This is a genomic window from Kribbella sp. NBC_01505 (genome assembly GCF_045040285.1).
In the GTDB taxonomy this organism is placed as follows: Bacteria; Actinomycetota; Actinomycetes; order Propionibacteriales; family Kribbellaceae; genus Kribbella.
Genome location: NZ_CP109425.1, coordinates 3555130 through 3566497 on the forward strand (window position 1 = coordinate 3555130; position 11368 = coordinate 3566497).

The 11368-nt window shown below is 67.1% G+C and carries 12 protein-coding genes; 6 read left to right on the forward strand and 6 right to left on the reverse strand.

All coding sequences use genetic code 11. The annotated features are described in order from the left end of the window. The first annotated feature begins 21 nt into the window (after nucleotides 1–21). Complete coding sequence (locus tag OG474_RS16800) at nucleotides 22–606, forward strand: hypothetical protein (protein ID WP_405063231.1); 585 nt, start codon at nucleotides 22–24, stop codon at nucleotides 604–606. Here the strand turns inward: OG474_RS16800 and OG474_RS16805 are convergent. After that, nucleotides 599–2056 carry an MDR family MFS transporter gene (locus OG474_RS16805; RefSeq protein ID WP_405063232.1) on the reverse strand — a complete coding sequence of 486 codons (1458 nt, stop codon included), beginning with the start codon at nucleotides 2054–2056 and terminating at the stop codon, nucleotides 599–601. The genes OG474_RS16800 and OG474_RS16805 overlap by 8 nt on opposite strands. Nucleotides 2057–2147: 91 nt before the next feature. Then, nucleotides 2148–2501, reverse strand: coding sequence for a hypothetical protein (locus OG474_RS16810; RefSeq protein WP_405063233.1), 354 nt, complete (start codon nucleotides 2499–2501; stop codon nucleotides 2148–2150). A 646-nt stretch (nucleotides 2502–3147) separates the two neighbouring features. On the opposite strand from OG474_RS16810, the gene OG474_RS16815 reads away from it, so the two are divergent. From OG474_RS16815 to OG474_RS16825, 3 genes are read left to right on the forward strand one after another with little or no spacing between them, the layout of a single operon-like run. Beyond that, nucleotides 3148–3384, forward strand: coding sequence for a hypothetical protein (locus tag OG474_RS16815; RefSeq protein ID WP_405063234.1), 237 nt, complete (start codon nucleotides 3148–3150; stop codon nucleotides 3382–3384). After that, the gene (locus tag OG474_RS16820) at nucleotides 3365–3886 is read left to right on the forward strand and encodes a DUF6879 family protein (protein ID WP_405063235.1); all 522 of its coding nucleotides are present in this window, start codon (nucleotides 3365–3367) and stop codon (nucleotides 3884–3886) included. Before OG474_RS16815 ends, OG474_RS16820 begins: the two co-directional genes overlap by 20 nt. A gap of 21 nt (nucleotides 3887–3907) precedes the next feature. After that, nucleotides 3908–4780 carry a helix-turn-helix domain-containing protein gene (locus tag OG474_RS16825; protein ID WP_405063236.1) on the forward strand — a complete coding sequence of 291 codons (873 nt, stop codon included), beginning with the start codon at nucleotides 3908–3910 and terminating at the stop codon, nucleotides 4778–4780. 22 nt (nucleotides 4781–4802) lie between these two features. On the opposite strand, the gene OG474_RS16830 is transcribed toward OG474_RS16825, so the two are convergent. After that, entirely contained in the window at nucleotides 4803–4928 is a 126-nt protein-coding gene (locus OG474_RS16830) for a hypothetical protein (protein WP_405063237.1), read from the reverse strand. A gap of 190 nt (nucleotides 4929–5118) precedes the next feature. Between OG474_RS16830 and OG474_RS16835 the strand changes: the two genes are divergently transcribed. Continuing rightward, entirely contained in the window at nucleotides 5119–7236 is a 2118-nt protein-coding gene (locus OG474_RS16835) for an NACHT domain-containing protein (RefSeq protein ID WP_405063238.1), read from the forward strand. A 6-nt stretch (nucleotides 7237–7242) separates the two neighbouring features. Here the strand turns inward: OG474_RS16835 and OG474_RS16840 are convergent, their stop codons facing one another. Beyond that, nucleotides 7243–8376: an MFS transporter gene (locus tag OG474_RS16840; RefSeq protein ID WP_405063239.1), complete on the reverse strand. Its 1134-nt coding sequence runs from the start codon at nucleotides 8374–8376 to the stop codon at nucleotides 7243–7245. A 54-nt stretch (nucleotides 8377–8430) separates the two neighbouring features. Here OG474_RS16840 and OG474_RS16845 point away from each other — a divergent pair, with 54 nt between their 5' ends. After that, entirely contained in the window at nucleotides 8431–9159 is a 729-nt protein-coding gene (locus OG474_RS16845; protein WP_405063240.1) for an AraC family transcriptional regulator, read from the forward strand. Here the strand turns inward: OG474_RS16845 and OG474_RS16850 are convergent. Beyond that, complete coding sequence (locus tag OG474_RS16850) at nucleotides 9132–9737, reverse strand: TetR family transcriptional regulator (RefSeq protein ID WP_405063241.1); 606 nt, start codon at nucleotides 9735–9737, stop codon at nucleotides 9132–9134. The genes OG474_RS16845 and OG474_RS16850 overlap by 28 nt on opposite strands. Then, complete coding sequence (locus OG474_RS16855; protein ID WP_405063242.1) at nucleotides 9730–11295, reverse strand: AMP-binding protein; 1566 nt, start codon at nucleotides 11293–11295, stop codon at nucleotides 9730–9732. Before OG474_RS16855 ends, OG474_RS16850 begins: the two co-directional genes overlap by 8 nt. Between the last annotated feature and the right edge of the window lie 73 nt (nucleotides 11296–11368).

The window sequence follows — 11368 nt, forward strand, 5'->3', positions numbered from 1 at the left end:
TCGGTCTGACAGAGTTCGCCGGTGCGGAATTCACCGGTGATCCTGTTGCTCACGGTTCTTGGGCGGTGGGCCAAGTACGCGCCGCTGACGGCGTTCGCCGTACTGATCCTGTCGGGGGTCTTCGGCGATCTGGTCGTTCGGGACGTGGTGCGGTCTGTCGGTGACGTGGCTGGGACGGACGAGCTTGTACTGCGGGCGGTCGGGTGGGCGTGGATGGGCGGCCCGCTCGTGGTGATGACGGCTCTGTTTGCCGTACGACGCCGGCTGGGTCCGGTCGTCAAAGCCGTGCTGACGTATGTGATGTCGACCGTCGCGGCCAGCTCGGCGATGCTGCTCGGGCATCGTGGGGACGGCGGGCCTGAGCGCCGATTCGGCGAGGCCTACCTGGTTGCGCGGCCGGTCAGCTTCGGCTGGGCCAGCGCTGTCGGGGCGCTGATCCTGACGTTCCTGCTCGGATTGGTGACGCTGGCGATCGTCGGGAAGGTGGCTGGTCGGCCGCTGTCCAAGGATGGTCAGGTCCGGCTCGGGTGGGGACTCGGCGGGCTGTGGATCGTGTTGCTCGGCGTCAGCCTGTGGTTCGGCTTGACCGGGCCGCTGCCTAACTAGCCGAGGCGAGCGGCCGTTCGGGGATGCGGTTGGGGATGAAGGCGACCGCGACGATGAGCAGTACGGCGGCGCCGGCGGCCAGGTAGAAGACGTCGTGGATGGCCGGGGCGAGCACGTTGGCCGGGACCTTCTGAATGTCCTTGTGGGCAGCGCCGAGCCGCGCGGCGATCTCGCCGTTCGCAACCGCACCGAAGGCGGCGACCCCGACAGCGCTACCGACCGAGCGGGAGAACATGTTCGCGCCGGTGACCACGCCTCGGTGCTGCCAGTTGACCGACGACTGAGCCGCGACCACGGCCGGCGCCGACGAGAACCCGAGCCCGACACCGATCACGAAGCACGCCGCCGCGAGCTGCCACACGCCACTCGTCGCACTGACCGTCAGCAGGATCCCGGACCCGAGTACGACGAAGGCCGAGCCGAGCAGCATCGTCCAGCGGAACCCGAGCCGCAGATAGATCCGCCCGGACAGCGACGCCGAGATCGGCCAGCCGATCGTCATCGCGGCCAGCGCGAACCCGGCGATCAGCGCGGACGTCCCGAGCACGCCCTGCGCGAAGACCGGCACGTACGTCGACAGTCCCATCATCAGCAGCCCGATCAGGAACGCGGTCGCGTTGGCCGAGTTCAGCACCCGGCGACTGAGCACCCACGGCGGCAGGATCGGCTCGGCCGCGCGCCGCTCGACCAGCGCGAACGCGACGATCAGGATCACCGCCACCGCCAGGATCGCGATACTGATCGGCGCGTCCCAGGCCCACATCACGCCACCTTCGAGCAAGCCGAGCAGCAGCAACGAGCCGCCGACCGCCAGCAGTACGGCGCCGGCGTAGTCGATCTGGTGCTTGGTCTTCTCGGCGACCTTCTCCTGGAACCGCTTGCGCAGCACGATCGCCGCCGCGACCCCGAGCGGCACGTTCACGAAGAAGATCCAGCGCCACGAGATGTAGTCGGAGAAGACCCCACCGAGCGTCGGCCCGACGAACGACGAGATCCCCCACACGCTGGCGAGATATCCCTGCACCTTGGCCCGCTCGGCCACCGTGTAGATGTCGCCGATGATCGTCATCCCGATCGGCTGGATCGCGCCCGCGCCCAGCCCTTGGATCAGCCGGAACGCGATCAGCGCCGGCATGCTCCAGGCGAACCCGCAGAGCACCGACCCGATGACGAACAGCGTGACCCCGAACAAAATCATCGGCTTCCGCCCGCGCAAGTCGGCGAGCTTGCCGTAGATCGGCACCGAGACCGCCTGGGCCAGCAGATAGATGCTGAACAGCCACGGGAACTGCGTGAACCCGCCCAGATCCTCGACCACCGACGGCACCGCGGTCGCCAGGATGGTCGCGTCCAGCGCCACCAGCCCGGTACTCAGCATCACCGCCAGCAGGATCGGCCCTCGCTCCGACCGCAGTCCGATGCTGCCTCGATCGATCCGCTGAGTAGTCATGACAAAGGCCAACTTACGTGATCGTTGAACAATTCCTGCAGGGGCGATCCACGGACCGATACGCTCCGGTGCGTGAGGATGTGGATCCTTGCTACCTCGTCGCGACGAGTACGGGCGCGCCGATTGCGGCGGCAAGGCTGTCTCGGATCATCGTGGCGTGACCGTGGATGGCAAGGTGTTCGATGCCCGGCACGATCACGGCGGCGCTGTCTTCGACCGCAGCATCGACTAGGGCCCCGAACGCCGCAGGCGTTGTCTCGACTCTCTCCTCGAAGACCTTGCCCAGTCGGTACCCGTGCTGCCGCGCGGCTTGATCCAGCCGCGCCCGGAGATCGGCCTTCTCTCGATGGCCCATGAACATGTGTTCGCGGAAGTATCCATGGACGACCGGCGATTCTTCCGCCGGTTCGACTGACTGCTCCTCGGTGTGGTCCACCGCTGTCACCGGCGAACCTCGGGATCGTCGTGGCGCTCCCATTCCGAACTGGGTACGAATGTCGGCCACGCCCCGTGGAGCAGCTCCGCCTCCGCGGGCGTCTCGCACTCCGGCTCGGTCATCAGTGTTGGCCAGGGCCCAGCCGCGATGGCATTCTCGGGAGGACAAAAGTCGTGCGCCAGCTGCGCGAGGGTCCGCCGGGCCTCAGGCGAGAGCACAGCCCAGGCATCGATCACCGCATTCAGATCTAGGTCGTCGGACACCCTCTACCTCGACTCACTCGTCACCCCTTGCTACGTGGACCGGCCAGGGAGACGGGGCGGGGGAGAAATGTCGCACCGCCCTGCGCGCATGCTCTGGGCTCACCCGCCGCCCTGACCGTCCAGCGAACGTAGAGCTCACGAACTCCCGCCATCCATTGACTTGCAGCAACTTGCGCGGTGAATTGGCAAGATTCAATACATCTACCGCCGGAACCCGCTATCGAGAGCCTCGGCCGGCTTGCGGAGCCCTCCACACGGGCATCCGCCGGGCAACGAACTTGCGGAAACTTGCGGCGAGACCCGCTGAAGGGTTCCCTGGGATCCGTAACCCGACTAAGAATTGGTCCCCACCGGCGCATGCCAACGCAAGTCATTCGATACGGGAGGTCATCATGGCTTTGAAGTTCCATGGGAAGGACCCGAACAACCCCGGGGATACCTGTCCGGCCGTCTTCCGGGACGAGCAGACGGGCGACTTCTACTTCCAAGGTGAGACGGTCATCGATCCCGAACTGCTCGCGCGGATCTCGACGGACAGCCGGCTCCTGGATACGGAGTCCGTCGTGAAGCTACCGCCGAGCATGATCGACATCATCTTGGAGGCGTGTAGTGCCAAAGTCGACCACTGAGTTGCTCGCCGAGACCACAAGGACCGCTCTCAAACTGGAGTTCCGCGACCAGTACATGACCGAGGACCCAGGCCATCTTGCGTGGAAGGCCGGCAACCTCGATGAAGCCGTCCGCGCGTACGCCGGGTGGACCGAGATCGCCCGCCAGGCGACCGCCCGAGGGGTAGAGGTGAAGCGTGTACGAGTCGTCAGCGAACCGCTGTCGGACTACATACAGTTCGAGCACGCGGTAACCCAGCGAGTCAACATCGACGCCGGCGAACAGATCCGGTGGGTACCCAGGCAGCGAGTGTCAGCGCTCGCGCTGCCAGGCAACGATGTCTGGATCCTCGACGGCAGTACCCTCCAGTTCTACTTCTTCGCCGGAGACGGGCGATACGTCGGCGAAGAGGTCACGACCAATTCAGAAGCCGTCAAGCTATGTGAGGCAGCGTTTGAGGCATCCTGGGAACTCGGGATCGACCACAGCGACTACGTCGCATCCGGAGTGACGGCCGCCTAGCGTTCCGTTCGTAGATTTGCGATGTCTGAGTCACCGTTTTCAAGCGCTCAGAGCGCGCATCACGCTCTCGCCAACCGGCTGCAGGAGATCAGGCTCGACGCTGGTCTGACAGCGCGGGCACTATCTGCTGCCGCTGGTTGGCATGAGGCGAAGACATCGCGAATCGAGCACGCCAAGCAGCGGCCCAGCGAAAACGATCTACGAGCGTGGTGCTACGTCTGCTCTGCCCCGAAGCTGATACCTGAACTGATCGCCGAGGTCAGAGCCGTCAACTTAATGTGGCTGGACTGGCGACGGGCTGAGCAGACCGGGCTGAAACAACTGAACGTCGCCGTCCGTGATATCTACGAGCGCACACGCAAGTTTCGGTCGTACTGCCAGACCATGATCCCCGGTCTGCTTCAGACCCCGCAGTACACCACTGCCGTCCTGAGATCGGTGCGGGACCGTCGCCAAGTCGCAATCGACGACGTAGCCGCTGCAGTCGCCGAACGCATCGAGCGGCAGCACATTCTTCGCGAAGGCGATCACACGTTCGCCTTCGTACTCGAGGAAGGGGCTCTGCGCTACCAGGTGGGCGGCCACGCCGTACTCGCTGACCAGCTCCGCCACCTGCTCGAGGTGTCGACGCTTCCCTCAGTCACTCTGGGAGTCATCCCGACAACCGTGGACCGATCGTCGCGCTGGCCAGTGGAAAACTTCTACATGTTCGACAACAGCCAGGCAAACGTCGAGCTGGTCTCCGGGTTCCTCACGATCACACACCCACGCGAACTCGCGATGTACGCGGAAACCTTCACCGCGCTGTCGAGCTTGGCCGCGTACGGCGCAGCTGCGCGCCGGCTGATCACAAGCGCGTTGGCGGAACTGCCCGCCCCGGACGACGGTGGCTGACATCATGCTGCGCGGCTAGCGCCTACCGGGCGGTCGTCTCCACAGACTTCACCTTGACCTCAGGTGCCGTCCAGCTGACGACGCAGGCTACGTCGTACCGGTTGTCCTGCCACTTCGTCTTGTGATTCATACGAGTACGGGGACTCACGCCTCGACGCTATGCGGGCGACGGCTACGCTCGCCGGTGCCTCGGGTCGGGGCGGGTGACAGCCTCGACCACCGAGGGCACCGCGGTCGCCAGGATGGTCGCGTCCAGCGCCACCAGCCCGGTACTCAGCATCACCGCCAGCAGGCCCGATCCACAGGTCGATACGGCCCGGACCGATACGCTCCGGTGCGTGAGGATCCGGGACTCTGTCGTGCGCGCCGTCGTCATCGTGCTGACCGCCTCGCTCAGCCTGGTCCTGCTCCCGATCGCCATCAACGTCGGCACCGGCGGTACGGCGCCCGCCTTCCTCAGCCCGTACGTCGGCTGGACGTGGCCCGCGATCGGCGTCCTCTGGGCGATCCTCGTCGTGACCGCCCTGCTGGAGGTCCGCAGCCGCCAACGCCCCACCATCTCGAGCCGCTCAGCCGACGTACCCCGCAATCGCCAGCTCCTGCTCAAAGCAGTCGACGACTACCTGAACCAGCGCGTCGCCGGCTCCCTGGCCACCCGCACCCGCGTCGCCCTCGCCCTGGACGAGCGCCCGCAGGCGGTAGTCCGCCCGTACGACCTCTTCGTCCAGCCACCCAACAGCGCACCCCGGCAACTCCCGGAGAACGCAGACATCGCCGCCGTCTTCGACGAACTCCAAGACTCCATGCTGATCCTCGGCGCCCCCGGCGCCGGCAAAACCACCCTCCTCCTAACCCTCGCCCGAACCCTCGCCAACCAGGCAACCGCCGACGAACGCACCCCGATCCCAGTCGTGGTCGACCTGGCCACCTGGTCAGCCACCCCGTCCTCCAAGAAGGACGACCACCCGCGAGACACTCCGGCGCTGGCCGGCTTCGTCCGCTGGCTGCTCGACGAACTCAAACTCCGCTACGGCATCCCATCGGCGGTAGGCCGAAGCTGGCTGCTGCACGGGCATCTCGCGCTGCTGTTCGACGGCCTGGACGAGATCGACCGCCCACATCGCGACAAACTGGCAGGCGTCCTCTCAGATCTCCAGAAGCACTACACAATCCCCAAACTCGCCGTAACCTGCCGCAGTCACGACTACGGCCTGCTGACCAACAAGCTCGTCCTGAACGGTGCAGTGGACATCAGACCGCTCACCAGGCAACAGGTCCTCGAGTACTTCGAAGCAGTCGGACCCGCACTGGACGGAGCCCGCGCGGCGATCGAGCAGGACGACGAGCTCTGGGATCTCGTCACCACACCCCTGATGCTCGCCGTACTGCTCCTGGCCTACCAGGACCGCGGCCCCGAGGCCATCGCCGCGAGCGGCGCAGCGGATGTCCGCCGCGACCTCTTCGACACCTTCATCGCCGAGGTCCTCTCCAGACGCCGGTCGGCAAGCCGCCAGTACGACGCGCGCACGGCGGTGCGCTCTCTCTGGTGCCTCGCGTGGTTCACCCGTGACGAGGCCGGGGACCAAACTGTGGTACCGCGGCGGCTTGTTCCGCGGGACTTCTCCCCAAGCCGCCCTGAGGCGGACTACCTGGCCAACATGGTCTGCTTGCCCGCGCTCTTCCTAGGATTCACAGCTGGGTCGACGGCCGCCACGGCTGCGCAGTACGGCGTGCTGCCTGGCCTGGGTGTTGCCGGAGCGACGTTGCTGGCTGCGCTCTGGCGGCGCCGTACGTGGTGGTCTCCCGACTCCGTCAGTACCCCGGTGTCGCGACGCGTGGCACTTCTGGGGCTGGCGATCGCTGCAGGTGCGGCGACTGGAGTCCTGGTGACCGTTGCGATGATGGGCCTCATAGCGGGGCTGCCGCGGTGGACCGGCTTCGGGCTGGACATCCGTGAGTTCGTCACGGGGGTAGTGGTCGGGCTGGTGATTGCTCGCTGCACCAGGCTGTTGAAGGGCCGCTTCGCCTCGGCTCCGCGCGACCACGGCAGCGTGGGACCGTGGTGGCGGCCGGCCTGGTGGGTGATCGGTGGCGCTGCGTCGGGGATCGCGCTCGCCGTCGTGCTGGGGACCGACCTGTTCTCGGGAAACGTAGAAGCTACTGCAGGTCTCGCGGTCGGCTTCTTGTTCGCCAGAGCAAACCTGGGAATGCTCAAGACTCGGTACGCGGGTGTGCTCCTGGAGGGTCGCATCTACGACTTCCTGGTGCCCTGGAGCGGCAACGTCCCCTGGCGGCGCCGAGCATTTCTCCGGTACGCCGCCGACCGCTACGTGCTCGCCCAAACCGCACCCGGCGAGTACTCGTTCATCCACCTGCTCGTCCGCGACCACCTGGCCGAGTGCGACCCGGACGAACTAGCGGCGAAGGTGGACCGCCGTACCGCCGCTCGCTACTAGCGCGCATCACTCGATGACGGGTTCCTTCAGGGCGTAGGCGATTAGGGCGCAGGCCAGGGGGAGGGCTATCAGCGTGGAGAGGGCGGTGTGGAGGGAGGTGTGTTCGGCGAGGGTGCCGAGGATCGGGGTGCCGATGCCGCCGATGCTGACGGCGAGTCCTAGGGTCATTCCGCCGGCGGTGCCGACGCGGGTGGGTAGGAAGTCCTGGCCGAGGGTGACGTGCAGCGAGAACGGGATCGCCATCGCGATCGCGGTCAGCAAGAGGAAGCCGAAGAACGCCGGCCCGGGCACGAACACGAGCCCTGCAAGGGCCGGTACGGCGATGCCGTACGACGCGCGCAACGTCCGGATCCGCCCGAACCGGGTGGCGAACCGGCCGCCGAGGAGCGTTCCGAACGCGCTCGAGGCGAACAGCACGAACAGCGCGATCCCGCCGGTGGTCGTACCGCCGCCGACCCGCTGACCGGCGTACAGGGCGATGAACGTGCCCAGCCCGACGAACACGATCGATCGGCAGACCATGATCGCCGACAACCGCAGGAACGACGGCCAGTCGTCGGAACCGACCACCGGCTGACCGTTGCCAGCAGCAACGAATCCGGCGGATCGGATCGCGAGCCGGGTGACGACCGCACCGAACAGCGCGGGCACGATCAGCACCGGCGTCCAGCCCAACCCGCCGGAAGCGATGATCGGGGTGACCATGGCCGGCGCCAGCGCGAACCCGACGTTCCCCCCGACCGAGAACCAGCTCATCCCGACATGACTGCCCCCGCTGACCGCGCGCGCCATCCGGGCTGCCTCCGGGTGGTACGCCGCGACGCCGAGCCCGGACAGCGCGGCCGCGAGCCACATCAGCCAGTAGGAGTCCCCGACCCCGAGCAGCGCGATCCCGAGCCCGGCCGTCGTCATGGCGACCGGGATCAGCCAGGTGAGCGGCCGCCGATCGGTCAGTACGCCGAAGACCGGCTGCACCACGGACGACAGCAGGGTCGCGGCCAACGTGATCCCGGAGACCGCGACGTACCCGAGGCCGCGCTCGGCCACCAGAAACGGGACCAACGCCGGGACGCAGCCCTGGTACACATCGACACACGCATGCCCGATCGCCATCAGCCCGATCGGTCGGATTTTCCTCACACACCGATCGTTGCCGACAGACCCCCTGTCCGGCTTCCGATAAAATGCCAACCTATGCCGGAAAACCGCCACTCGATCGCGACCACCGGGATCCTGCCGATCCCCGCCGGTGGGGCGATCGACGCGCACTGGCACGACGAGCACCAGATCGTGTACGCCGGTCAGGGCGTGCTGTCCGTCGCCACCGACGCCGGCAGCTGGATCGCCCCGGCCAACCGCGCCATCTGGATCCCGGCCGGCACCGTCCACGAACACCGCGCCTACGGCTACACCGCCCTCCACACCATCGGCCTGACCGCGAACCCGCTCGCGCTCACAGCGCCATCCGCCCTGGTCGTCAGCCCGCTCCTGCGCGAGCTGATCCTCACCTACACGGCCCCAATGGACGAGTCAGCCGAGCGCAACCGCCTGTACGCCGTACTGCTCGACCAGCTCAAGCGCTCGCCGCAGCTGCCGACCTACCTGCCCACTCCGCGCGACCCACGGCTCACTGCGCTCTGCGAAGTCCTGTACGCCGACCCTGCCGACAACCGCACCCTCACCGAGCTAGGAACCCACGTCGGCGCGAGTGAACGCACGCTGAGCCGCCTCTGCCGCGCAGACCTCGGCATGACGTTCCCCCAGTGGCGCACTCAGCTCAGACTGCACACAGCACTCAGACTGCTCGCAGATGGTGAGTCAGTCACCCGAGTAGCTCACCAGTGCGGCTGGGCGTCGACCAGTGCGTTCATCGACACCTTCCGACGGTCCTTCGGTCACACTCCAGGCGCAAGCAGGGCCTGATCGAGGATGCGGCTCCACTGCCGGACAATCCCGCGTCGGCGCGCACTGTCATCCGACAGTAGGTCAGCCAGCCCCAGACCACGTGCCATGTCCAGCACACCCTGCACCGTCTCCCGTACGCCGGGAGTCCGCTCCGAAACGTCCAGTACGTCGAGCAGCGCCCGGTGCGCACGCCGTCCAACCCGCTCCTCCAGCCGGACGATCTGAGCGCGCAGCGCCTCCTCGGTCGACGCGGCCACCCACAGGTGCAAGGCAGCCCGGAACAGCGGACCGGTGTAGACGTCGACGAGCAGACTCACGATCGCCTCGGTCCGCCCCGGTCCAGCCGGCAAGGTGGCGGCCCGGATCTCCGCGAGCCGCACCTCGGTCATGTACTCGACGGCCGCCGCGAACAGATCCGCCCGGGTCGGGAAGTGGTGCTGCGCCGCGCCCCGCGACACCCCGGCCCGGGCCGCGACCACAGCCACCGTGGTCGCGGCGTACCCGACTTCGGCCAGTGATTCGACCGCAGCCTCCAGCAACCGCTGCCGGGTCGCCCGGCTGCGGTCCTGTTGTGGTTCGCGAAGAACCTCACTCACGGGCGGCCTCGCGCGCTCGGAGCTCACGCCGCAGGATCTTCCCGGACGCAGCCTTCGGCACCGCCTCGATGAACTCCACCAGCCGCACCTTCTTGTACGGCGCCACCCGCGCGGCGACGTACTCGAGCACCTCGTCCTCCGTCAGACCGGAACCAGGCATCGGTACGACGAACGCCTTCGGCACCTCGTTGCCGTCGACCTGCACCCCGATCACCGCCGCGTCCGCGATCCGCTCGTCGGTCAGCAGCACGGCCTCCAACTCGGCCGGCGGCACCTGGTACCCGTGGTACTTGATCAGCTCCTTGACCCGATCGACGACGTACAGGTAACCGCGCTCGTCGACGCGTCCGAGGTCGCCGGTGTGCAGCCAGCCCTCGCGGTCGATGGTCGCGTCGGTCTCCGCCACCCGGCCCAGATATCCCTTCATCACCTGCGGTCCGCGGATCCAGATCTCCCCGACCTCACCGTCGCCAACATCGTTGCCATCAGCACCGACCAGCCGCTGCTCGGTCGACGGGAACAGCTTGCCGACGGCACCAGGTGGCGGCTCCGGGTCGTCCTGCGGTACGGCGTGCGTCCCCGGCGACAGCTCGGTCATCCCGTAGCACTGCAGCACCCCGTGCAGCCCGAGCCGCTTCGCGCAGGACTCGGCCAACTCGGCATCCAGCGGAGCCGCGGCCGACGTCAGGTACTTCAACGCCGACAGGTCAACGCCATCGACGGCGGGATGTTTCGCCAATGCCAGCACGATCGGCGGCGCGACGAACGCGCGCGTGATCTTCTGCTCGTCGAGCGTGGTCAGGAACTGCTGCAGGTCGAACTTCGGCAGGACGACGACAGTCGCGCCGAAGCGGAACGGCAGATTCATCAGTACGGACTGTCCGTAGATGTGGAAGAACGGCAGGATCGCGATGATCCGCTCGCCCTCACCCATGTTGAACGTCGCCTCGGCCTGCACGAGGTTGGTCGCGATGTTCCGGTGCGTCAGCATCACACCCTTGGCCGCCCCCGTCGTACCGCTTGAGTACGGCAACACCGCGACATCTTCAGCAGGATCGAACGTCACCACCGGCTCGGGCGCGGTCGACGCCACCAGCTCCATCACCGACCGGTATCCCTCGGCCTGGTCGCAGACGAAGATCTCCGTGACGTCGGTGCCCTCGATCGCGGCCGTCGCGACCGGCAGGAACAGCGAAATCGTCACCAGCAACTTCGCCTTCGAGTCCATCAGTTGCTTGTGCAGCTCGTCGGCGGTGTAGAGCGCGTTGACCGTCGTGACAGTCGCGCCCGCCCGGATCGCACCGTAGAAGACGACCGGGTAGAGGATCGTGTTCGGGCTGTAGAGCGCGACCACGTCACCGTGCCGGATCCCGAGCTCGGCCAGCCCGGCCGCGACCCGCCGCGTCATCGCGTCGAGCTGGGCGTAGCTGATCTCGCGCCCGCTGACCGCGTCCACGAGCGCCGGGCGGTCGCCGTACTCCTGGGCGCGCCCGAGCACGGCCTCGTGCAGCGGTACGTCGAGGATCTCGACGGGCGGGAACTGGCTGGTGATGATCATCAAGCCGGACCTCTCTGAGCGGCGGAGTCAGTGCACGAACCTTGACCTACTACCGAGTATTCGCGCCAGACCT